This window comes from Paenibacillus sp. P3E, from assembly GCF_001909045.1.
Classification (GTDB): domain Bacteria; phylum Bacillota; class Bacilli; order Paenibacillales; family Paenibacillaceae; genus Paenibacillus_AQ; species Paenibacillus_AQ helianthi.
On sequence record NZ_LVWH01000177.1, the window covers coordinates 23,325 to 47,773 of the forward strand.

A 24,449-nucleotide genomic window follows, 5' to 3' on the forward strand; every position below is an offset into this window, starting at 1 on the left:
AATTGATCATGTCTCCATGAACTGAAACTCGAATTCATAGCTTTCCTGCTTGCCTGGTTTCCCCGAGGTGTGGAAATCCATTCCGTACCAGGTCCTGGCCTCGCCAAAATGATCGCTGTAGACATGCTCCGAAATCACTGGTCTGAGCGCACCGGTATTATAGAGGATACGCAAACCTTTTCCGCCCGTACCCCGCAGCAGAACACTGCCCTCCTCCAGCACAGGCTGGCAGAAGGTCACTAGCCGTTCCATCAGCGCCGCCGGGGCTTCGGCAAACCGGAAATCGTCGGTCATCGTAAGTACAGGAAGGACGTCTGAGGTCTGCCAACTGAACGATCGCGTCAGCCGCTCCAGCGGTCCGTACCCGTAAGCAGCGGTCAAATCCAGCTTCAGCACACTCTCATCCCCCCCTGCCTCAGCTTCCAGCACTTTGGCACAAGCCCCGGCTCCCGGCAGCTGTAGCTGCCCGTCAATAATAGGCACACTGTGCCCCTGAGAACCGTTACAATCATAGGTATACCGCTCTGCACCGAAATATCCTGCCGTGTACTCTCCGCTGCCGAGATCAGAGAGATAGACCGTATCATCCCCCAGCAGAATAAATTGGCCAAGATCATTATGATTGTGCGGCTCGTCGTTATTTCCGCCTTTGGCGGCGAAACCGAATACCCCGGCCGGAGTAATCTTCCGGGTAACCAGCCATTCCGCATCCGGTAAATAGCTGCTGCTGCTGGCCCACTCGCTCCGGCTGTCCACCGGACTGCGCCAGATCAGGTTCCGCACCGCCGGTGCCCAGCGGCTGCAGTGGTCCTCCGTATATGAAGCCCTAATCGAAACAGGCGGCGATTCCACTTCAGAATAGATGGCGCCCAGATAGTGGCTGAGTCCCAAAGACACGCTGACTCTCTGCTGCGAATCGGAGAAGTTGGCCACGACATTGCCGCCAAGAAAACATTTCTGCTGGAATGCAGCGATGCTCTTCACCTTCTCCAGCCGGAACCAATCCAGTTCTCCCCGGCTTCTGCGGCGGAGCAGGTCAGCGTAATATACGAAATAGCCAAAACCATAATTCCAGTAGCCCATCCCTTCCAGGCAGGCACCGTCTTCACCGAAGCCCTGCAGATAATATTCCATTGTCCCCTGTACCTTGAACAGGATATCCGCAAGCGTCTCCGGGTCCTTCAGCATCAGCATCGCTGCCGCACCGACCGATCCCGAACAGACCGCCGCCCAGTTATGCGTTGCCGTCTCCCAGTGATAAGGCCCGGAGTTCAGATAAGGTCCGAACAACCGTCTCTGTACCTCTTCTTTGATTCTCGTATGTAGTAGAACAGGAAGCCTGTCCCCAAGCAGACAGCTGATCTCACTCAGTGCAAAACCGGTTTCAGCCGAGAACAGATCAATCGTTTCCGGGATACCGCTATTGCCGGTATGGGCTGGCAGACACCATGTGTATTCGTTGCAGATGCTCCATATCATCTCGCAGACCGCATGGATATGGGTTTCCTGCTCCGGCTCCAGCAGAGACAGCAGTACTGACGTGTTCAGCATTCTCCTGCGCTCAAAATAGGGCCGTTCATACTCCAGTCTGGACCCGGTGCGGACAAAAACAGTAAACAAATCATAGGTAAGCTCAGGTGCTTTTTCCCCTCTGAGCCTGTCCTCTTCCGCACGAATTTCTGCGACCTCCTCCGCATATAGCGGTGAATGCCTTACCGTAGACCAGAATCCGGCTGAATCCCCATTAGGATAATACAGCCGGGTATCGGCTGGCTCCATATTCTGTACGGTTGCAAGCAGTTCGGATCTTAGCATCTTATGTCGCCTCTCTCTACGGCACACGGCTACCCACGGTATTCAACGGGCGTTACTCCTGCATGTACCTTAAAAGTCTTGATAAAATAGCTCTGGTTGTCATATCCCAGTTGTTCACAGATCTCGCCAACTGTAGAATTTGTTCCATCCAGCAGTTCCTTGGCTCTTTCCATTTTTAGTTTTGTTACATATTCGATAAAAGTAGTGCCTGTCTCCTTCTTGAACAGCCTGCTGAAATAGCTGGCGTTCAAATGGAGATGATCTGCTACCTCATCCAGACTGATCCGTGTTCCCAGGCGAAGGGAAACATATTGGCAGGCCTCGGTGACTTCGGTCCTTTTGCTGCCCCCGGCGCCAGCCCCCTTCGCCGCAACGATGGATTCCAGATGATTATCCAGCCATTCCCGCAGGGATGGCAGTGAATCGATATCCACGATCTCTTTGTGCAGCGTATCCGCCGAATACGCCGGACGGATGAACTGGAGGGAGTGCAGCTTCAGCTTCAGGTCGAGCAGCAGCTTCAGCGTCCAGTCCTTGACCGTCTCCGGAGGATACCGCTCTTCCCGGATCAATGAGATCCACTTGTCGGACACGGTACGCGCCTGCTGTGCATTCCTGCCCAGCAGTACCTCCCGCAGTTCCGCGGCAGCCTGATCATAATGTGCAAACAGATTGCTTACTGCGGCGGTTCTATTGGCAGACTTACGCGTAACGGTATCCCCTGGCATCAGATAAAAACGCTGCTCTTCGGCGTTCAGCAGCCCATTCAGCTGCTGCTTAAGCCCTTCCGGTGTTCCGGTGCCCTCTCCGGTAATGAAGGACATGCGGACCTTCAGCACCTTCGACAGGGTAGACTGGATAATCTTCAGCCCGGCTGCGGCTTCCGCATAAATATTACCCTGCAGACCAGGCCGGTAGGAGAACAGCAGGAACGAAGATTTGACATTGTAGCCAATATAAAGTCCGCGCGGCTTCATCCCGTCCAGCACTTCATTCATCACATTACTCACGGCAAAATGCAGTGTCTGATCCGAGGAGAAACGGTATTTCACATGCCGGTAATCCTCCAGGTAGGCAATAACAGGCAGACAGAATTCCCCCGGCTGGAACAGTCCGTATTCAGCAGCCTCAGCCAGCCATTTCTCCGGTGACAGCAGCGGCTGATGGATGAAATTCTTGATGCTCCGCTCCTTGCGCAGCTCCTTAGTCTCTCCGAACAGCTGCCTGATGCGGGAGGTCTCCCAGCCTGCGCGGTTCTCTTCATCCATGGATTCCTTGAATCTGCACAGCAGCTGCACAAGATCCTCCGGGTCCAGCGCATCTTTTAGCAAATAATCCTGCACATTGAGGCGCATCGCCTGCTGGGCGTATTGAAATTCATTGTGGCAGGATAAAATCGCGATCCGCACACCCGGCCTCAGCTCCTTGATACGGGCAGACAGTTCAATTCCATTCATCCGCGGCATGCCGATATCCGTAATCAGAATATCTGGTATCTCCTGCTGTGCATGCTCCCAGGCACTCTCTCCGTTCTCATGCGTACCCATCAGGCGTAAGCCAAGCTCCCCCCAGCAGATACTCTCGGACAACAGCTCGATCACCGGATAATCGTCATCCACGAGCATCACCTTATACATCCCGTATCTCCTCCCTGTGCGGAATATGCATCTCTATCGTAGTCCCGCTGCCGATTTCACTGCGAACATTGATGACAAAATCCTCACCGAACAGCATCCGCATCCGTTCCACTACATTGGACATACCCATCCCGGAGAAAGAACCTTTGGGCTCTTCGTGACCGGAGCTCATCTCCGTCCCTGCGGACTGCATCCGTCCTGCTATACTCTCTAGCCGGGCTTCATTCATCCCTAGGCCATTGTCGGTTACAGACAGGACCGTATAGCTCTCCTCCACATCCGCACGGATGCTGATCACCCCCGGCTGCTGGCTGAGCCCATGAATGAGCGCGTTCTCAACCAGCGGCTGAAGGAAAAAGCGCGGTACCTTTATCAGAAACGCCCTAGGATCAATATCCAGCTGTACCTGGGCCTCCTCCTTCTGGCGCAGATTCATCAGGCTGACATAGTGGGAGACCAGATCAATCTCTTCATGCAGAAAAATCTCATCCTCTTCACGGCTGATCGTCATCCGTAGCAGCATGGACAGGGAGCTGATCATTTTGGCGCTCTCCGGATCACCTCGCTTCATGACCTTCATACGGATCGAGTTCAGCACATTGAACAAAAAATGAGGGTTGATCTGAGCCTGGAGCATTTTCAGCTCCGCTTTTCGTTTACGGGCCTGGGTGTCTGAGACTTCTGCGATCATTTCCTTGACCCGGTCCAGCATCTGGTCGAACATCAGCCCCAGCCGCCCGATTTCATCATTACCCCGGACTCCGGAGCGTACCAGCAGGTTCCCGCGCTGCACTGCAGTTGTTACTTTGCCGAGCCTTACCAGCGGTTTCGTAAAGGCACGGACCAGAGTAATGAGCAGCAGCAGGAAGACGAAGAAGGAGATCAGCTGGATGACAAACACACGATTAAATATAGAACTGATATCTACGATGCTCTCCTTGTAAGGCTGCATCAGTACCAGCCGCCAGCCGTTGAAGGACAGCTGCTGCTGAACAACAAGATAGCGCTCCCCGGCAATGGCAACGACCTCTGAAGCCTGCAAAGAATTCACGGCGTTCACATACGGAAACGGTTTGCCAATACTCTCCGGATCTCCCCCGGAGACAATATGGTTCTCTCCATCCAGCAGAACCACTTTCTGTCCTGCCGACAGATTGCCGAAAATATCATGAAGCTGATCCTCCATAATGGTCACAACGGCATACCCATAGATCTCGGTGCTATCGAGGCGCAGCGTTCGGGCCACCGTCACCTGATACGGATGATCAAACTTGTCGTAGGCCATTTCAGTGGGCTCTACACCTGCCCAGTAGGACTCCAGCCCCTTCAGCTCTGTCATCTTGCGGAACCAGGGCTTCTTCTTCAACTCGAGCGGATTGTAATCGCTAACAGAATAATTCATATAATATTTATCGTTGGTCAGCAGAATTGTTACATAACTGTTCTGACCAACAACAGTAAGGGTATCCAGCTGTTCGAGCACACGGTTCTGATCCATAAACCTCTGATATTCGTTACCGCTTACATTATTGGCTGCGGCAAGCTTGAAATACGCTTTCAATCCGGGATTGGTCTGGACATAATTGGCGATGGTCAGCATCCCTTTCAGGCTGTTCGTCACTGAGCCGTTCACCAGCTGTAAGGAATCTTCTGCATTTGCAATAGCTTGCCGTTTGACGGCCTCCTGGGTTAATGAATTGTAGATCAGCAGTGTGAGCGCGGCAGGAACCAGAATACAGGCAATGGATGCGACAATCAGCTTATGACGGATCGATTTGGGGGCGAGCTCCCTGAGTCTGCTGATCATGGCGGTGTCCCCTTTCAATAAGTACCCCTGAAACAAGCAGAAACGGCTTGGCCCTCCAGCGAAAAAGGACTTCCGTTTCTGCGGGAAATATATTCTCATCTTGTATACATTCTATGAAATGATTATAGCAAATTATTTTTTATTGGCTGCAATTATTTTATTCACACGGTCCTGGGAATTCTTGATGGTCGTATCCACATCCTGATCCCCAAGGATCATTTTCTCATACTCCTCGTTAATGGCTTTGTACACCTCTGCCTGGTACGTAGCCGGCGGAATGATCGCCGATGCTTTGGAAGCCACAAGCGTGTCAACGAGAGATTTCTTGTCAACCTTCTCCGGATTCTTGGTACCGGCCAGGATCGTATCAATAATCCCCTCCACCTGATCGCTCGTTACCTTGCTCCAGGCCGGAATGTTCTTGCCTTGGACAAGCTGGCCTTCGGTTGTATACCAGCGGACAAATTTATAGGCCGCTTCCTTGTTTTTGGATTTGGCGGCAACGGACACATAGTCTGTAGTCACCGGGGTAAGCCCATTTTCATCAGCAGCATTGTTCTTAGGAAATGGGGCTACGGCTACATTAAAGTTCAAAGGCACCTTTTCTGTACCGCCGATTTCCGTGTTCATCCAGCTTCCGATTAGAATCATGCTGGCAGACTGGTTGAAGAACTGGGTGCGGTAAGCCAGCTTCTGGGAGATCATGTCCGAATAAGGAACGGAAGACTTATCTTCCTTTTCCATTCTCATTCTCAGCTCAAGCGTCGCCTTGAAGTTCGGATCATCCAGATTGGAGGTTCCGTCCGCCTTCAGAAACTCGGAGTTCTGCGGCTGGTTCTCCATCTTCAGCTTCAGGAATTCCATCCAGCCACCTGCCTGCGGACCGTGGAAGTATGCCCCGTAACGCTTCTCTGCTCCTTCGCCCTTCGTCAGCTTCTGGGCATAGTCGGCAAAATCATCCCAAGTCCAGTCAGTAGGCACGGCAAGTCCTGCTTCATCCAGATTATCCTTGTTCAACAGCACGTACCATGGATTGAATTTGCCCGGCAGCGCATAGACCTTGCCATCTAAATGGGTATCCACTTTATAATCTTCTTCTACCTTGAAGCCGTCCTTGGCGATATACTCGTCCAACGGTTCCGCCATCCCCAGCGCAATCCGCTGGGCATATCCCGCTGCGTCACTGAACATCAGGATATCCATCGGCGCGGAGGAGGCCGCCTCCAGATCCAGCTTTTTGAAGGCTTCCTGGGTATCGCCCTTTTCACTCAGCTGTACCAGCTCAATGGTCACACCCGGATTGGCCGCTTCATAGGCTTCTAGTGTGTGCTTCCAGTTGTACGCCTCCTCTGTCCCATAAGTGTAGAGCCGCAGGTTGGTTTTCTCTGTATTGCCGGCTGCGGCTCCGTTCGTTGCTTTGCCCGCATCTGTGTTCGCCCCGCCACTTGTACTATTATTGCTGTTATTCCCGCCGCAACCCGCCAGCAGGCTTAACATCAGAACCCCTGCAATCGCCCCGGACCAGCCTTTTCTTTTCACCATCATTGAACCCTCCCTGGATAATATCAGTGACTCACAAATGAATTATAGGATACGCTTACATTTGGCACATGAAACAATATTTACTTTTATTGAATTATTTTTACTTCTATTAACCTTTTACACCGCCAAGTGCGATGCCCTCAATGACATTCTTTTGTCCCAGGATAAAGATGATAATCAAAGGAAGGATGGCAGACACCGCTGCCGCCATAATCAGGGAGTAGAACTCTCCGCTCATGGAAGTGAACTTCTGGATTGCTATCGGCAGAGTCAGCAATTTGTCGCTCCGGATGAAGATCAGCGGATTCTGATAATCGTTCCAGGTCCAGATGAACCGGAGGATCGCATACGTGGCGACCGCAGGCTTCACCAGAGGCAAGGCGATGGACCAGAAAATGCGCGGATGTCCGGCACCATCGATTTTGGCCGATTCAATAAACTCCTGGTGGAGACCCATAAAAAACTGACGCAGCATAAATGTCCCGAGCACACTGAAGGTTCCGAGCAGCACCAGACCCAAATGGCTGTCGAACAGCCCGATGTTGCGGTAAATAATAAACTGTGGAATCAGGATTGCCTGCCCTGGAATCATGTATGTTACCAGCACAATCATGAACAGGAAATTGCTGGCCCGGAACTTGATTTTGGAGAACCCATAAGCCGCCATGGCCGAGATTAGACAGGATGCCGCAGTAGTTATCACCGCAACCTTGATCGAATTCCAGTAGTATAAAGTGAACGGATAATCACCAAACCAGACCGCTTTGTAGTTCTCAACCGCATTCCATTCCTTCGGAAGCCACTGGATGGGATACGCAAATACTTCCGACTCCACCTTGAACGAGGTGACCAGCATCCATACAAAAGGCAGCAGGAACAGCACACTTCCGGCAAACATGACCACCGTAACTATGATTTTCAACCCATCGACGCCTGGACGTTTTTCCATATGCTTAACCCTCACTTCTCTGTCTAGTAATTGACCCATTTCTTCTCTGCCAGCCACTGCCCGAACGTAATCAGCATGACGAACAGGAACAACACGACGGCAATCGCTGAAGCGTAGCCAACCTTAAGATTGACAAAAGCTGTATCATACAAGTACCAGACCATCATCGTCGTAGAGCCAATCGGGCCGCCCTGGGTCAGCACCGCGATCACATCAAACACTTTAAACGTAGCAATGATGCCGGTTACAAGCAGGAAGAAGGTCGTGGGCGACAATAGCGGAAAGGTAATCCGTCTGAATTTGGTCCAGGCGTTAGCTCCATCAATTTCGGCAGCCTCGTACAGATCCTTCGGAATGGACTGGAGTCCGGCGATGTAGATAATCATGTTGAAGCCGATGGAGATCCAGACCGAAATCATCATAATGGAGATCAGGGCAAAATGCGGATCGGCAATCCACTTTGGCGGATCAGCAATCCCGATAGCCTTCAGCATTTCGTTAATCGGGCCGTACGAAGGCTGGAACAGTACCTGCCATACAATGGCTACGGCGACGGTCATCGATACATAAGGGACGAAGTAAGCGATTTTAAAATAACCCTTCATATACACGTAGCGGTCGATCAATATCGCCAGTACCATGGATACCAGCAAATACACCGGTACTGTCAGCAGAAAGATAAAGTTGTTGCGCACCGAGCGGATAAACATGTCGTCCTGCAGCAGATTGCTGAAGTTCTGCAGCCCTACCCAGCGGATACCGTCAAAGCCTTGCACAAAATTCCAGTCAGCAAAGCCTAGCACCAGTGTGGCAATGATCGGTATCAGCACCAGAATCGTTACCCCGATCAGCATCGGGCTTACAAAGAGCAGCCCGGACAGCGTTTCTCCCTTTTGCAGCGACCAGCCTTTGCGATTGCGCACAGCCGGCGGCTTTTGCGTTAAAGTCTCCATAATTTGCCCCATGTCTCACACCTCAATGGTTTTGTTATAGGCCAATCCCTTTTCTCTGTTCTCATTATAAAAAAAATACCGTCAGCGCTTTGACGGTATTTTGATCTTATTCAGTATAATTTTTACTTCTTCTTTTTACCCTTGACACCCTTGTCTGTCCGGGCCTTCAGCCCGCCATCGTAGGTATAGAGGATATGATCCTCCAGTTGTTCCCCTTGGAGCACCTTCCGCACCAGCTTTTTGCCCGCCTTGGGCGTCATCTCCCTATACCAGACTCCCTCCGGGTATGAGATCACTATACAGGCGTCCGAGCATCTTCCGTTACACTCGGTTACTGTGGTATGTATCTTACTTGCCGCTCCCTGTTTCTCAATTTCATCCTCAATGGCATCAGCCACTTCTTCGCCTTTATTCTTTCTGCAGCTGCTGCCGCCGCAGATCAGCAAATGATTAACCGTTCCTTGCAGATTCCAGGTCGTCATTAAATATATACCCCCTTTTGAACACTAATACCCCGCATAAGGATCATTCTAAACTCTAGCCATTCACCGGATGCCCGTCAATAGCGTACAATCGGTTTCCTGGAGTGCGGAGGACAAAGTCTTGGTTACCAGCCTCATTAGATGGGGATAATATCTTTTGCTTGCCGGGTCCTCAAGGCCATTACAAAAAAGAAAAGGAGAACAAACCAAATGAAAATTCTGTATATTTACGCCGTACTTGGCTTATTGGGCTTGACTATATCAATATCCGTGGATTGGTTAACCGGAACCCCATTCTCCATGTCGTTCAGCTTTCTTACCTCGATCTTCAACACCACTACCTTCGAGGAGCTGACCGTGATCATTATATTCTTCTTACTTCCGTTTATCCAACTAGGGATGGATGCTTACAACAGGAAAAAGAAACCCGGCCATTGAGGCTACCGGTACCAGCCGAACCGTTTGCGCACATGGTGGACAAGGAACAGCAGAATAGGAATTACCGCGCAGAGGAGCGGAAGAATGTATTTCAGAAACGCTCTCCCTTCATTCAAGTGACTAGTGTAATTCTCAGCGCTCATAAATGAACTGAACAATACAATGACTCCAACAGGCACAACCAGTTTCCGGTAATCCTGAACTTTAAACAAATCTGCAGTGATTACGGTCGCTGCGTAACAATAGATCGACATTTTAAAGAAAACACCGATGATCAGGGTCAAAATGACTAAGGCATCCAGACGCTGGATAAAGTTAGCCACGTTTACCAGCGTGATCGTCGTATAAATGGGAAAGGCCGCTCTACTATATATATTTTCTCCAAGTACGGATATTTCAATGGCATGGGTGAAAGTGAGCAGCAGCCCGCTTAGGATCACTGCCATGACCCCTGCTCTTTTGGCTTTTCGGGGTTTGTTGAAATGAGGCAGAACCGTTGTCATGCAAACCAGTTCCCCAAACGGAAAAATCCAGATGCTGGGATAGGCAGAGCTTAGCGCATCCCACCAATCGTCGGCCTGAAGGGGAAACAAATGCTTAACGTCCACCAGTCCGGCAGCGATAACAATAAAATTGCAGACCAGCCCCATGATCATGATGATCCAAAAATAAATTTCCGCTGTCCTGGCGAATACCTCAATCCCCTTGTTCAGGATGTACATGACCGCAATTACCATAATTGCATTGATAACCAGGATCGGAGTCCGGTCGTAAGTAGACGAGATTAACAGATCTCCAGCCTCCCGTAAATTACGGGAGCCGTTGAACATCAGCACCGGGATATACAGCAGACTCAGCGGCCAGCCAATGGCCTTACCCAGTATTTTTTGTGTATATCCGCTCATGATCAGTTCGGGAAACTGACGATACAGATCGTAGTAGATCAGATAGAGCAGTACTCCTCCTGGCAGGGCCATTAATATGGACAGCCATACCGCATGGCCGCTTTTCAGACCTATAGGAACTACCAGGGCCGTTCCCAGTTCAAACAGCACTATCATGGCAAACAATTGACTGGGTCCGATGACTTCTTTTCTCATAAGAAAGCTCACCTATCTTTTCATTAGATCAATCTTTATTTTTCAGGTGACATGAACGGAGCGAGCCGCATTCCTGTACCCCGAATATACGCTTCAACCTTGAGATCAAGTGTTCCTTTGGCAAAGATCTGGTCCCATTCGTTCTCCACAGTTCTCCAAGCGTTGGGGTGGGTACGTTTTAATTCATTCCCAAAATTCAAATAATCAACACCCGTTTGCTGTGCCGCTTGGAATGCCTGCTCTATTTCTGCCTTCGTCAGCTTTTCCATAGCCTCCTCCAATTTGATGATTTCCTCAGTATTGCTCAAGTCCACACTGCTCTTGGTCTCATTAATATTCCCTTCCTCACTGACATTCACATGAAAAACCGGAATTCCCTCCCGCAATTCTACCTTGACCCCGGTTCTGGATAATAACACGTTAACTGCAACTGCTTTTTTCTGTTCCCCCGCATCGATGTCCACATTCGTTTCGATGATTTTATTCAGTATCCAGTCTGTTCCCCTGGCTTCGGGTCCGTCGATCCATGTTACCAGCTTCCCCTTCTTGAATACGGCCTGGCCTCCCATTGTGATAGTAGTCTCTACATCCGATTGCTCCAGGTTTGATTTCTTCTTACCTGCTTCTACATTGCCAATCATGCGCAGTCCGCTGACCGTGAAGCCTCCCTCCCCTGTCATTTTATTAATCAGCTCAAAAACGTCAACCCGTTGATTCTCCCCCCACACATTGGAAGTATTTTGAATCTTCTTAGACAATCCGATGGAGGGAATGCTTTCCTGCGGTGTGAATACTTTTAGAATAGAAGCAGCACTTGTGTCTCTTGAGATCAGAACAGCTGTATTGAGCCTAAGCTCATGGGATCGTTCGAAGATATCCAATACACCGCTGATCCCGCTTTTTGCGATGGACTCTCCCAGTACCAACAATTGGGTATGGGCAAAAAATAGCTGACGGCTTGCCTGCTTCGAGGTTTTGCGCAGGGCCCCGAATACCGTGTGATCGTTTGACGTATAGATGGTGATTGGGGACGCCCCGCTGTTTGCCCCTTGGCTTGTAGCAGTGGCTGACGGGATGACAACCTGGAACGTTACCTTGTATTCACCCGGTTTCGTTCCCTGGTCTATTCCGATTCCGCTGACAATGGCCAGCTCGTTCAATTCTCTGCTGTTCCAGCAGCCTGTCAGACTCAGGGCCAGTCCCAGATAGGCAATCAGGCAACCTCTCATTTTAACTTTCATTGGTGTTTACCCTTTTGCCTTTAACTACCTTTTTGCGCACATTACTATTATCATTGTTCAGACGCGGCCGGATTTTCATAAAATGAATGGGTGAACGAATTAAGGTGTCCTTCTGCGCCTTAAGGGCAAAAGGAGCTATAGGAGACATATAAGGAACTCCCAATGAGCGCAGGCTACATAAATGTGCGATCAGGATTAAAGCCAGAATAGCTATGCCATAAAGGCCCATAAAGGCTGCAACAAATACAATGACAAATCGCAGCAGCCTTACTGAGAGTGCCATGTTAAAGGCCGGCGTAGTGAAGCTGGAGATCCCTGTTAAGGAAACAACGATAACCATAGCTGGTGAAACAATTCCCGCCTGGACGGCCGCTTGTCCCAGAACCAAACCTCCAATGATGGAGACCGTCTGACCAATCGTGGAAGGCAGCCGAATGCCCGCTTCACGGATAATTTCAAAGGTCACCTCCATCATCAATGCTTCCACAAAGGCCGGAAAAGGCACTCCTTCCCGCTGCGAGGCCAGATTAATCAGCAACGGGGTCGGAATCATCTCCTGATGAAAGTTAAGCGCGGCAACAAAGATAGCGGGACCGAACATCGAAATCAGCAAACAGAGAAAACGCAATAAACGGATCAATGTAGAAATATCAAAACGCTGATAGTAATCCTCTACCGTATGAAAAAACATAAAAAACGTTGTAGGTGCAATGAGCACAAAAGGAGTTCCATCTACAAAAATGGCGATTCTCCCGTCCAGCAGATTCCCGGCCACGCTGTCAGGCCGTTCTGTATTATACAGCGTAGGAAAAGGGGAATAGCCACCTTCTTCAATTAGCTGCTCAATGTATCCCGATTCCAATATGGAATCCACTCTGATTTCTTGCAGCTTTTCTCTTAAATTCTGCAAATTATCTTCGTTTACTATGCCATGTATATACATGATGGCCATACTAGTCTGTGTCACAGCACCCAGTGTCATCGGCTCTACCCACAGATTGGGATTTTTAATTTTGCGGCGGACCAGAGAAATATTAACCCCAATCGTCTCCGTAAAACTCTCCTTGGACCCGCGGATCGATACCTGTGTACTCGCTTCAGACACAGGACGGACCTCGCCTCCGCTTGTGTTGCCGCATATCGCTTCTGCCATGTCTTCGATCAGGATAAGGGTATTTCCGGACAAAAGGGCTTCAAAGAGCTCACTTATCGTGGTGACGGACTTCCCTTTACCTGGATTCAACGCTTTTTCTTTCATATATTTATAAATGTCCAGGCTTGTTGTCAACTTCTGCCCTTCCTCGTTAACAGTTTGAAAGGACATGGCGTGTGAGATGAACTCATTCACGATCTCCTTATCCGTAAGGCCATCCATATATACGGCAGCAATCCGGGGAGCATCATCTATCGTTTGAAAATAGCGGATAATCAGATCCAGACTGTTACCGAGGCCTTCCCGGATATGCTGCAAATTGTCGTCAAGGTTCTCTGTAAGCGGGGAGCTTTGATTGTTGCTATCCTCCGTTTGGGACTTTTTCGGTTTGGTTGTTCGAGTAGCCATCATCCGCACCTCCTGCCCATACTATTTGCCCGCTTCCCTTTTTTTATGCAGCATATGGAATAGAGAAACACAGGTTCAAACAGACTAATTGCAAGGATCTATGCACACAAAAAGGCTGCCGGCACGAAGAATTTCGTACGGACAGCCTCTGATTAATCTATATTCAATAAATCTCCAGCCATTAGTGTTCATCCACTACGCCAAGCGCCCTGTTCTTTTCCTTAAAACGCTCATTATGCGAGGAGACATAAGCCACCTTGGGGGCCTCAGGGTCCAAATACAGCTTCGCGCTGTTCAGAGCAAGAACCGCATCAGTGAAGGTCCCGGCAATTAACCGGACCTTGCTGCTGTAATCTACGAAATCTCCGGCGGCAAATACACCCGGAAGGTTCGTTTCCAGCCGACCGCTGACATTGGCACACCATTCGCCCATATCAATACCCCAATCCTTTAGCGGACCAAAGTCGCTTTTCAGCCCATGATTCACTATCACTGCATCCACTTCAAGCTGCTCATGTTCGCCCGATTCCATATGGCTGATGGTGACCTGGTCTATCTTCTCTCCATTGCTGCTGTGCAGCTGGCTAACCGTGTGAGGAACACGGACTTGAACCGATGAGGCTTTCATGCGGGCAATATTCTTCTCATGACCGCCAAACTGCTCGCGGCGGTGAACAATCGTCACGCTGGCGGCAACGGGCTCCAGCTCATTCGCCCAATCCACCGCCGAATCGCCGCCGCCCGAGATCAGCACCCGCTTGCCGCGGAAAGGTTCCAGCTCCTGCACAGTATAATGAAGGTTCGTCACCTCATAGCGGTCCGCCCCCTCAATCTCCAGCTTCGCCATCTGCAGGATACCGTATCCTATGGTCAGGATGATAGTACGCGTCCAGTGCCGCTCGCCGCTCGCTGATGTCAAAATATACGTGCCGTCCTCTTGCCGCTCCTGAGCAATGATCTGTTGGCCCAGTACGATGGTAGGATCAAAGGTCCGGGCCTGCTCAGCCAGCTGATCTATCAGTTTCCGGCAGAGTATTGGAGTAACTCCCCCCACATCCCAGATCATTTTTTCGGGATAAATAAGCATTCTTCCGCCCAGCTCATCCTTGGCTTCAATCAGCTTCGTCTTCAGGTCGCGCATCCCGCTATAGAATGCTGTATACATACCGGCAGGACCCCCGCCAATAATCGTCACATCGAATAATTCCAGCTCTTTGCTCATGTAATCCCCTCCATGTGTATTGGTATTTCAGCGAATTAAGAACGGGTACGGGCCAGCAGGTAGAGAAAATAAGGCGCCCCAATCACGGCAACGACAATACCTGCCGGAATTTCGGAAGGCTGCAGTATCCAGCGGCCGATGGTATCCGCCGTAAGAACAAGCAGTGATCCCAGCAGCGCCGAAGCGGGCAGCATCAACTGATGCTTCGGCCCCACCAGGCGCCGAGCCAGATGCGGCCCCACCAATCCGACGAATCCGATTCCGCCGCTCACGGCGACACTGGCCGCTGCTAGACCGACCGCAGCCCCCAGCAGGCGGAATTGCTCCTTCGTTACCGCCGCGCCGAGTCCGGTTGCAGTCTGATCCCCCAGGTTCAATACATTCATGACTCTGGCCTTGTAGATCACATAGGGCAGCAGAATGAGTATCCAAGGCAGCAAGGAAAGTACGAACTTCCAGCTGGTCCCCCAGATACTGCCCGCAAGCCAAGTGGCGACAAATTGATATTTGTCGGGGTCCAGGCGCAGGGTAAGTACAATCATAGCCGCGCTCATGCCTGCCGCAACCGCCACCCCGGTCAGCAGCAGCCGGATTGGAGAGATTCCCTCATGCCGCTTATAGGCAAGCGCATAGATCATGGCTGCCGTACATGCAGCCCCGACAAAAGCTACCAGCGGAAGCATAAATACCGGTGCGGCTGTGGTTGCCGGATAAAAAGAAACCAGCAGCATCACCATGAGTCCGGCTCCGGCATTGATGCCAAGAATTCCGGGATCGGCCAGATCATTGCGGAACACACCCTGCATCACTGCACCTGAAACCGCAAGTCCGGCTCCGATCAGAATCGATATCACAATCCGCGGCAGACGGAAATCGAACAGGATGAGCTCCTGTTTGTCCGTGCCACGGCCGAGCAGGGTATGCAGTAGCTGGGGCGGTGTCAAATGTATGTATCCTGTGTTCATACTGATCACAAAAACAGCTGCGATCAAGGCAGATAGTACTGCCAGCACTTGTAATCCCCGTCTGCGTCTAACCTCATCAAAACTTATTGCCTTCTGTTTACGCACCTTCACAGCTCCCTTCTTTCTTTGCGGGCCAGATACAGAAAGAAAGGCACACCAATCAATGCTAGAATCGCGCCCAGCGGCGTTTCATGCTGCGGGATAATGGTTCTCGCAGTGAGGTCGGCGAGCACGACCAGCAGACTGCCAAGAACGGCGGAGCATGGAATAATCCATCGGTAATCCACACCGACAAGATACCTTGTCAAGTGGGGAATAATCAGACCTATGAACCCTACAGCTCCTACGACCGAAACCGAAGAACCGGCAAGAACCAGGACGATCAGAGCACCTGCCAGCTTCACCAGACCTGTACGTTGCCCGAGACCTTTGGCAATATCCTCACCCAGGCTGAGCATGGTAATGGAACGGGATAGAGCAATTGCCCCAAGAATAGCCACAAATACCCACGGAAACATGATCTTGAGCTGGAACCATTTCGTTCCGGCTATACCTCCCGCATACCAAAAGGCCAGATCTTGTCCGATTTTAAAATATAAAGCCACTCCCTCACTTAAAGCCGAGAGTAGTGCACTCAATGCCGCACCAGCCAGTACAAGGCGTGCTGGCGTAAGTCCGCCTTTAGCCAGGGAACCGATACCATATACGATCGCCGCACCAGCCCCTGCACCGGCAAAAGCATACAGAATCAAACCCATGAACGGCAGATTCGGCATAAAAGCAAACACAAGCGCCAGCGCAAAACCTGCGCCAGAATTAATGCCCATCAGCCCCGAGTCCGCGAGCGGATTACGGGTCATCCCCTGCATTATGGCTCCAGCCACCGCAAAGCTAGCCCCGATCATCACACCACCTAGCACGCGGGGAAGCCGCAGCTCGCGGATAATCTGGTGATCCGTAATATCCGGATTGAAATGAAAAATAGCGTTCCATACCACCGGCAGCTTAATATCCGCAGCCCCGAAAGAGACCGAAACCGCAATTCCCAGCGCCAGGGCAATCAGACCGCCAACCAGGATCAGCGTAGCCGCCCAAGGACGCGAACGAAGCTTCACCTCATTCTGCCGCCTATGGGGACCTGTGCCGGCTGCTGTCTGTTGACTCATAGGTTCCACCTTTTTCTCATGAAATTGATAATCATTATCATTATCACATTGTAAAGGAAGATGCTGTATTTTGGCAATGGACAAATATGATTTGCAGCTTTTATAGAAAACCAAAACCCCCGGAAACCATCCTGAGGAAGCGACAATTTGCCGGGGGTTTTGAATGTCCTAAAATCTGAAGACTGCATACCATCCGCTGGTTGGTTTGACAACTGCAGGCGGGGCAGGAAGGTGCTTTTATCGGGTATAGTCTTCATATTCATCGCGCCGGTTCAACTTGTGATACATATATTCGTCGTTCTTCAGTTTGTAGAGTGCACCCATTCCGGCAAAGATGAAGAACAGCACCTCCAGTAAAATCATATTAATTATCCTTATCCGTCTCCGCGATGAGTCCATTATCGATCAATTAGAGAGCGGCTTAACGGCGATCAATAACTTGGATTTGTGGAAAATGTGAACTTGGTACGAGTGCATAGGACGGACCTCCGTGTAGCTTGGCGGCAATGTATATGTATGCTCTTCCCCGTCAATTACTACCTTCACTTTATCACTCGCCCGATACTGAGAGAGTCGTTCAACAACAGCAGCTTCTTCAGTAGAATAACCCATTACCAAAGCGTCCACACTTAGCTGATAGATATTGATTGCAGTGATTAAGAGGAGAAGATAGGCGAAAAGGGTAAATAAAGATCCAAGTATTTTTTTCCAGAGGGTATTTAGCAAGGCCTGATTTCTTCTCACAGCTAACGTGTACTCAACCAATAGCAGATAAGAAACTACAATATCAACTGTTAATTCAACCAGCAGTACTCTGCGTTCAAATCCACTGTACTTCACGACAATCCCTAAATCTAATAATAACAACACAGCAGCGAAGGCAACTCTTATTGTGTTTCTCGTTTTCATTGGCCACAACATTTATTTAAAGCTCATAGTATCTTCCATAATTCTGCCCTCCAGGGTTAGCAAATAGAGATATTGCGCAATCCATACTTCATCCATGCTTGCTCTTTTTGCTCAAAACGTTGTAGATTTGTAGTATCCAACTTCAATCTATTCACGCCTCCACCCCGCCAAAAGAAAGGATATGTACACTGAGTCCCAGCCCCAACTCGCCCAACGCCCTAACTGTTTCCGGAGGGAAGTCCATTCCCATCTGGCCGTAATCGGATCTCAGATAAGCATTGAGTCGAACCGTCTCATATTGTTGCTTCAGCTTGCTGATTTGCTCACGATATGGAAGCAGTTTCTGTACTAATAAGGCTAGAGCCTCTTCAGGAGCCACATTCTCAGAAAACTTCTCTGTAATATGCCAGCTGTCAAATGGAGCTTGTCTATTATTTAATTTCGCTAGCAGTTCTCCATTTCTGGTTATGTTGCTTGGAACTGTACTGAGCATATGGCTAATTTCATCAAAATTCAGACTCTTATCGTAGATACTAAAGGTAAATTCACCTTCCATACTGCAAATCCATCCCCCTATGTCATTTATTCATAATCCACATGTATTTACTCCTCCCCTATTTATATCATAAAGTAGTGAACTCCGGTATAAAGGGAAAGACCGCCTTCCAAAGTGACTCCGGACGCCATGCATTGTGAGTCGCACCGTGTGTTGAAGGATGAAGTGGGGCCTTATGTAGAACAACCGTTAACTATAATTTTGAACGAACGATTCAGTAATATTTCGAAAAGGGCATCCCTGTCGCCATCTCTGGCTGAGGAATACCCTTCATATCATAAATTCCTATGCAATTAGCCTAGCGCCGAAACCTACAACAGCTTCGAAATCACCGTTCCCGACAACAGCTGGCCCAGCGTCCGGTCGAGCGGCAGCGGCTTATTACCGAGACATGTCCGCACGGCGGTCAGCAGCACGCGTACATCAAACTTACTCGGATGCACTGGAATCACTTCTTTTTCCAGCGCCAGCAGACTGTATACGGCCATCATCGCTGATCTCACGGAATACTCCACGGTAAAGACACAGTCGTCAGGCACTTCGGCAAATTGTCCGAGGAAAGCCAGATTCGTACTGCCCTGCGGAACAACCTGCGGACGGTCGCCCGCCACACGGGGCATAAACTGGGAAGTGATATATGGCATCATGCAGGGAATGACATTCGTCGTATGCTCCAGAATTTCCGGAATCCGGTCCTTCAGGCCGATATGGTAGCACAGCTCTTCCAGTAGCTCGCGTCCGGTACAATCGCTCATCTTCTTCTTGATATAGTTGCCCTCGGCATCCGGGAACAGGCCATACGCCCACAGGACCTTCACATTCTCCGGCTGATTGATGAAATGCGGCTGCTTCGGTGCAGTCCAGGACATCATCCAGTTGGAATCCTTGATCGTAACAACACCGCCCATACCCGGCAGATCACCGGTCAGCTCCAGCAAATAAGGGAAGACGATCTCATCATCGGTAAATGTCATCGTAAAAGACAGCCATTTCGTCTTGTCAATGTCCCCGCAGAATACTTCAGGATGACCGAAATCGGGGGATTTGGCGGCAAGCTTTTCCCATAGGCTCCAACAGCCGCGCTCCGTAACCGAACGGTTAAGAACCGCAGGATGGTCCATATCGCCAAGAGTCGAATTTTCCGTCATCGAGCCGTTCGTTACCATCACCAGATCGCTGCGGGAGGTCGAAATAGTCTTTGGCATTCCGTTCACTAGAACATGAATGGCCGTAACCGTCTTTTCCCCGCCAGTGAAATCCACATCCAGATCGGTGACCTGATGTCCCTTGTCAAAATGAACTCCCTCACTCTCCAGCCACTTCATCAGCGGAAGAATCAGCGAATCGAACTGGTTGTATTCCGTATGCAGGATGCCCTTCAATTGATTCATCCCGGAGATCAGGTGCATGAAACGCTCCATATAACGTTTGACCTCAACCACACTGTGCCAATTCTCGAAGGCGAACATGGACCGCCAGAAATACCAGAAGTTCGTGTCCAGGAAGCTCGGGTCAAAAAACTGCTCAATCGTCACCGCGCCCAGCTTCTCCTCTGTCACCATCACCAGCTTACCGAGTTGAAGCGCGTGGGCCGTAGACAATCCCAGCGAGGAAAAGTCGGCCTTCTGCCCTGCCTTCTCCACCAGACGGCAGTGAGATTCGATCGGCTCGGCCAGATTCAGCTCGCGGAACTCTTCCAGCACTGTCCGGTCAGGGTTGGTCAGCGATGGAATGAAGCCGAACAGCTCCATAAAGCACTCAAAATGCTCCTCAATCTCGCGTCCGCCCCGGGCACTGTAGCCGTCTTTGGCATTCCCCGCGCCGTCCATTGAGCCGCCATATACTGCAGATTGCTCCAGAATATGAATGTTCCGGCCAGGCATATGCCCGTCACGGATCAGAAAAGCCGCCGCGGACAGCGAGCCGATCCCCCCTCCAACGAGATATGCTTTTTTCGAAGCAATTCCTCCCTGCACGAGCGGGTTAATTCTTTGATAGGTTCCCATTTTGTCCTCTTCCTTTCATCGAACTGGATAAGTGACTCTAGAACTGACTTCACTATACCCAGCGGAACCTAAGAATTCTATGGACAGCTCGCCGCATCTGTACAGGGTTTACACATCTGCGGGAGATTGTGTCATTTTATTGGGGCGGTATGATAGTTAGCCAGACTCCGGGAGATACTGCCGTCCATAATCCGGGCCACTTTGTCCACGATCTGTGCCGGGTCGGTGTTCGCTCCTGCCTTGAGCCAATGAATGACCTGCTCCAGGATTGCCAGGGTATAGAAATCAGCAATATCTTGCATAGCCAGCATATTCACCCGTTCCGGCTCTTTCATATTCAGCTCCTCTACAACCTGAATCACCACTTCATAGATCACCCCGTACAAAAATCCCTCCAAATGCTCACGCCCCAGGGAATGGAAGGTGTTCAGGCATATGGTTTTGTTGCTCTGCGTATAGTACAGCACGCTAAGGAACCCCTGCTTCCAACCGGAGCAATTGCGGTATGGCTCTAGGCCTTCAATGATTTCGGTCTGGTAGACCCAGCCAAGCAGCTCATAGATATCCTGAAAATGATTATAAAAGGTATGCCGGGTCACCCCGCAATCGCAGGTAAGCTGCTGAATGGTAATTTTGTGGAGCGGCTTTGTGAGCATCAGTTTTTTGAGTGAGCGGGCCAATGCATTTTTTGTGACTTGTGAATAGGACATAGCTTCCTTCTGCCCCCTGGATAATAGATTGACCTTGCGGATTATCACACTATGTAAAATATTACTCTTACTTCCAATATATATGCAAGGGGTAACAGGAAATTCGGGATCTGGAGCTGGGTTAGTGAGCTGTGAATAAAAGCACAAAAAAAGACGGGCAAACCTCTATCATTTGTCCGTCATCTCACTTGTCTTACATTCAACAATTGCATAGCCATTATTCAGGCCCATCATTTCAGCCACAAGGCACTGCCTTCAGCATAATTTTTTCAGATGAATAACCTCAACTAATTCATTAAAAAGTCCAAAATATTCATTCCACTGCCCGTATTGGCCTTGTACAGTTCCGTATATCCGCATTCCCGGCAGCTAATGGTGATGAACTTTTTATTCTGGACATCAAAAAGCTTCGCAAAGTTGCCGCCGGTTGCCTGGAACTGGTCCACGGCATATTCTTTACATCCGCATTTATTGCAAATAAAATGTTTTTTAGCCATGGTGCTCTCTCCTCCAAAAGGTTTCTCTGTTGCGTCTAGAGTATGTGCTGTTACTTATTACATCGGCTGAACACAGACGGAAAATAATCATATTGCCCACAATGATGCTAAAGACGCAGAGGAACACTATGATTTAGTTTGTGGTCTAGGCCGTATTTCATTGGCAGATCAAAAACAAATATCAATATCATATCATCCATAATTTTCCTTATCCAGCAAATCAAATAAATAAGTAATAAAGACCCACTTGGGGGCTTATTGGGCAGGCTCAGACAGGTTATCTGAAAATCTGATCATTAATTATACTTCTAAAATCCAGTTTTGTTCCGCACCAGCCTTCCGGTAGATCGTTCCCAGCGCCAAGGTACATCATGTCCCTGCATATGCAGGCCTCCATACCATTCATCTATTCCTTGCATCAGGACGCGGTCCGCCCTTCCGTTCTTTATCTGCTTACCCAGCTCAGTCATTGTAACCTGCCGGCTCAGAAACTCAGGAATTTGCCGGAAATCCGTATCATCAACAGCCCCGTCGATGTACATCATAGGATGATTACCCGCTGTCAAAGCACGCACATACTTGAAGTATTCGATATCCCCCATACCAAGTACATGCAAGGCATCCGTAACTTGACGGAATAACTCCAGCGGCGTATGCGCCCCGGCTTCAACAGCTTCAAGTGTGGTCTGTTCCACAATTCCCAGGCCATTCTCAACGGAAGGAAGCCGTGATAAATGGGCCATGAAGGCTTCATAGGCAAAAGGCAGGCCGGACGCCGCCAGCTCCGACTTCTTCAGTTCAAGCAGAGCAGCCATTTGGGCAGGATCAGCTGAAGCATACGCCTGCCAAAGCTCACTTCCAAGCTCAATTTCCCGCTTTCCGATCGTCCGCCAGGTCCCGGATAACGTTCCAAGCTGTGCCGGAGTAAGCTGTCCCAGACCATGGAACGGTTCGATTCCCGGAAACTCCCCGATGCAGAGCAGACTAAGCTTGGTACGGCCGGGCATATTCCTTTTGAACGTATGCAGCAAATAGGCAAGCATACTCTGGTCAAACAGGTCATGCTCAAACCAAAGTACTACTTCGTCGTACCGGGTATAGTCGCGGAGCTTACGCTCCTGTTCCTCACAGCCCGCTATATACTCATTAGCCGGAATACCGAGCGTTGCCTCCAGCACCAGAGAGCGCTTCGCACGTTCCTCCGGCCGGGAGAGGTCTTCAAATATTGGACCAGAGGAATAAATCTCCCTCCATACCAATACATCCCCTTGAACAATTCCTTGCTTTAGCATGTTACCCACCGTATCTCCATTCACAATATGCAGCATATTTGCGCCCCTTTCGTATAAATGATTGAACACGGAAGCCAGATCGGCAACCGGGAGTGTGCCTTTCAGCTTTTGGCGTGCATCATGCAGCCTTTTCTTGAGTGTCTGCACCGGAGTCCCGAGATAAGCGGAAATCTCCTGGAGGGAATAGCCGTAGAAATAAAACAGCTGCACCGGGACCCTAAGCTTGGCGGATAACGCGGCCACCGAGTTTTGCAGCACCTGCTCCTCCGCATAACGTTCCGCAACCTCCGCCGCACCCGGCGCATTCTGCAAACCCTGCAGTGTTTCATCCAGAGGAATCGTGGGTTGAAGCTTGCGCCGGAGTACACGCTGACCTTGCCTTACGACAATCGTCTTGAACCAGCCCGGAAAGGCAGCCGGGTCGCGCAGCTTGTGCAAATTCAGAAACGTTTCAAGGCATGCCTCCTGAACTGCATCCTCCGCGAGATGGACGTCTTTCAGCAAGTCGTAAGCGACCGCGTATGCCATCCCCCGGCAATGCACCATCAGCTGTGCGAACGCCTCAGCATCTCCTTGTCTCGCCTTCTCCACCCACTGACGCATGTCCGCCATCCCCTTCACTTTCATGTTCTTATACTATAGGTGCCATAATCACGGGCAAAGGTTACATTGTGCCGGAGAAGAAGATAATGGATAGATAAACCAATCGAACTATCCCGGAATAGTAACCATAAACCCATTCCCGCTTACAATGGATATCTTGATATACAGTGTAATGAATACACACAGGTGCCGCCACATTTTATTCTTTCTGCAATACAAGAAAGCATTCCCTTGGAAAGAAGTGGACAGCCTGGCATTTGTAAACGTTCAGCTCCAAGGCGTTGTTTATTTAAAAAGAGGGTTTTAAAATTCTTGAATAGAATAATTTATGAGGTAATCAATTTGTACACATAAGGAGATCAATCTATGGCAAAAAACAAATTACTAAGAATGGACAATGTTGGCATTGTTGTAGAATCCCTTGATGACGCAATTTCTTTCTTCGAGGAGATTGGCTTGAAGCTCGAAGGGCGAGCCACTGTCGAAGGGGAATGGGCTGGTCGCGTAACCGGGCTGGGTTCACAGTGTGTAGAGATTGCTATGATGGTTACCCCAGATGGCCACAGCCGAATTGAGCTTTCGCGATTTCTCACCCCACCCACTATATCAGATCACCGGACGGCTCCTGTAAATGCCCTCGGTTATCTGCGTGTCATGTTCACTGTTGAAGACATTGACGAAATGGTATCCAGACTCACTAAGTATGGTGCTCAGCTCGTTGGCGAAGTGGTTCAGTACGAGAACTCGTATCGGCTTTGCTACATTCGTGGAACTGAAGGACTTTTAATCGGTTTAGCGGAACAACTCGATAACCAAATCCCATAAGTATAATACATGTTCATTTTGCTATATGTTGTCGTTTAATGCATACTCAGAACAAAACATGCCTAACAATAGCAATACAAAAAGCCGCCCCTCACGAGGCGGCCTTCAAACGTTCATTTCACCCGTCACATTCACTACTCGCCCTTAACTCCCAGCTCATACCACTTCTATAT

The 24,449-nt window shown here is 49.8% G+C and carries 22 protein-coding genes; 2 read left to right on the forward strand and 20 right to left on the reverse strand.

Translation table 11 applies throughout. From position 1 onward, the window contains the following. Positions 1-6: 6 nt before the first annotated feature. The 7 genes from A3842_RS19330 to A3842_RS19360 form a co-directional block, all read right to left on the reverse strand. Positions 7-1,815: a heparinase II/III family protein gene (locus tag A3842_RS19330; RefSeq protein ID WP_074102423.1), complete on the reverse strand. Its 1,809-nt coding sequence runs from the start codon at positions 1,813-1,815 to the stop codon at positions 7-9. Positions 1,816-1,844: 29 nt separating this feature from the next. Continuing rightward, positions 1,845-3,452, reverse strand: a complete 1,608-nt coding sequence (locus tag A3842_RS19335; RefSeq protein ID WP_074102424.1) for a response regulator transcription factor — start codon at positions 3,450-3,452, stop codon at positions 1,845-1,847. Then, positions 3,445-5,259, reverse strand: coding sequence for a cache domain-containing sensor histidine kinase (locus tag A3842_RS19340; RefSeq protein WP_074102425.1), 1,815 nt, complete (start codon positions 5,257-5,259; stop codon positions 3,445-3,447). The genes A3842_RS19335 and A3842_RS19340 overlap by 8 nt, the downstream gene beginning before the upstream one ends. Positions 5,260-5,391: 132 nt before the next feature. Continuing rightward, positions 5,392-6,801 (reverse strand): ABC transporter substrate-binding protein, encoded by a 1,410-nt coding sequence (locus A3842_RS19345; RefSeq protein WP_074102426.1) that lies wholly within the window; start codon positions 6,799-6,801, stop codon positions 5,392-5,394. Between the two features lie 109 nt (positions 6,802-6,910). Continuing rightward, positions 6,911-7,750: a carbohydrate ABC transporter permease gene (locus A3842_RS19350; protein ID WP_074087539.1), complete on the reverse strand. Its 840-nt coding sequence runs from the start codon at positions 7,748-7,750 to the stop codon at positions 6,911-6,913. Positions 7,751-7,773: 23 nt separating this feature from the next. Next, on the reverse strand, positions 7,774-8,715 hold the full coding sequence (locus tag A3842_RS19355) for a carbohydrate ABC transporter permease (protein ID WP_074087538.1): 942 nt from the start codon (positions 8,713-8,715) through the stop codon (positions 7,774-7,776). A 110-nt stretch (positions 8,716-8,825) separates the two neighbouring features. Beyond that, on the reverse strand, positions 8,826-9,185 hold the full coding sequence (locus A3842_RS19360) for a (2Fe-2S) ferredoxin domain-containing protein (RefSeq protein WP_074102427.1): 360 nt from the start codon (positions 9,183-9,185) through the stop codon (positions 8,826-8,828). Between the two features lie 210 nt (positions 9,186-9,395). Between A3842_RS19360 and A3842_RS33905 the strand changes: the two genes are divergently transcribed. Continuing rightward, positions 9,396-9,623, forward strand: a complete 228-nt coding sequence (locus tag A3842_RS33905; RefSeq protein ID WP_074102428.1) for a YczF family membrane protein — start codon at positions 9,396-9,398, stop codon at positions 9,621-9,623. A 2-nt stretch (positions 9,624-9,625) separates the two neighbouring features. Here the strand turns inward: A3842_RS33905 and A3842_RS19370 are convergent, their stop codons facing one another. From A3842_RS19370 to A3842_RS19425, 13 genes are all read right to left on the reverse strand, one after another. After that, positions 9,626-10,723, reverse strand: coding sequence for a GerAB/ArcD/ProY family transporter (locus A3842_RS19370; protein ID WP_074087535.1), 1,098 nt, complete (start codon positions 10,721-10,723; stop codon positions 9,626-9,628). Between the two features lie 35 nt (positions 10,724-10,758). After that, complete coding sequence (locus A3842_RS19375; RefSeq protein ID WP_074102429.1) at positions 10,759-11,964, reverse strand: Ger(x)C family spore germination protein; 1,206 nt, start codon at positions 11,962-11,964, stop codon at positions 10,759-10,761. Further along, positions 11,954-13,525 carry a spore germination protein gene (locus A3842_RS19380; protein ID WP_074087533.1) on the reverse strand — a complete coding sequence of 524 codons (1,572 nt, stop codon included), beginning with the start codon at positions 13,523-13,525 and terminating at the stop codon, positions 11,954-11,956. The genes A3842_RS19375 and A3842_RS19380 overlap by 11 nt, the downstream gene beginning before the upstream one ends. A gap of 181 nt (positions 13,526-13,706) precedes the next feature. Further along, positions 13,707-14,747, reverse strand: coding sequence for an NAD(P)/FAD-dependent oxidoreductase (locus A3842_RS19385; protein WP_074102430.1), 1,041 nt, complete (start codon positions 14,745-14,747; stop codon positions 13,707-13,709). 35 nt (positions 14,748-14,782) lie between these two features. Then, the gene (locus A3842_RS19390; protein WP_074102436.1) at positions 14,783-15,817 is read right to left on the reverse strand and encodes a FecCD family ABC transporter permease; all 1,035 of its coding nucleotides are present in this window, start codon (positions 15,815-15,817) and stop codon (positions 14,783-14,785) included. A 2-nt stretch (positions 15,818-15,819) separates the two neighbouring features. Beyond that, the gene (locus A3842_RS19395) at positions 15,820-16,878 is read right to left on the reverse strand and encodes a FecCD family ABC transporter permease (protein ID WP_074102437.1); all 1,059 of its coding nucleotides are present in this window, start codon (positions 16,876-16,878) and stop codon (positions 15,820-15,822) included. 237 nt (positions 16,879-17,115) lie between these two features. After that, complete coding sequence (locus tag A3842_RS33380; RefSeq protein WP_256701765.1) at positions 17,116-17,241, reverse strand: hypothetical protein; 126 nt, start codon at positions 17,239-17,241, stop codon at positions 17,116-17,118. A gap of 42 nt (positions 17,242-17,283) precedes the next feature. After that, a complete protein-coding gene (locus A3842_RS19400; protein WP_143186321.1) occupies positions 17,284-17,787 on the reverse strand; it encodes a hypothetical protein in 504 nt (167 codons plus the stop codon). Between the two features lie 151 nt (positions 17,788-17,938). Continuing rightward, positions 17,939-18,343: a DUF4279 domain-containing protein gene (locus A3842_RS19405; protein ID WP_074102432.1), complete on the reverse strand. Its 405-nt coding sequence runs from the start codon at positions 18,341-18,343 to the stop codon at positions 17,939-17,941. A 311-nt stretch (positions 18,344-18,654) separates the two neighbouring features. After that, positions 18,655-20,349, reverse strand: a complete 1,695-nt coding sequence (locus A3842_RS19410; protein WP_074087529.1) for an oleate hydratase — start codon at positions 20,347-20,349, stop codon at positions 18,655-18,657. Between the two features lie 131 nt (positions 20,350-20,480). Then, entirely contained in the window at positions 20,481-21,059 is a 579-nt protein-coding gene (locus A3842_RS19415) for a TetR/AcrR family transcriptional regulator C-terminal domain-containing protein (RefSeq protein ID WP_074087528.1), read from the reverse strand. Between the two features lie 287 nt (positions 21,060-21,346). Further along, positions 21,347-21,556 (reverse strand): zinc ribbon domain-containing protein, encoded by a 210-nt coding sequence (locus tag A3842_RS19420; protein ID WP_074087527.1) that lies wholly within the window; start codon positions 21,554-21,556, stop codon positions 21,347-21,349. Positions 21,557-21,864: 308 nt separating this feature from the next. Next, entirely contained in the window at positions 21,865-23,451 is a 1,587-nt protein-coding gene (locus tag A3842_RS19425; protein WP_074102433.1) for a sigma-70 family RNA polymerase sigma factor, read from the reverse strand. A gap of 366 nt (positions 23,452-23,817) precedes the next feature. On the opposite strand from A3842_RS19425, the gene A3842_RS19430 reads away from it, so the two are divergent. Beyond that, positions 23,818-24,276 carry a VOC family protein gene (locus A3842_RS19430; RefSeq protein ID WP_074087525.1) on the forward strand — a complete coding sequence of 153 codons (459 nt, stop codon included), beginning with the start codon at positions 23,818-23,820 and terminating at the stop codon, positions 24,274-24,276. Positions 24,277-24,449 lie beyond the last annotated feature (173 nt).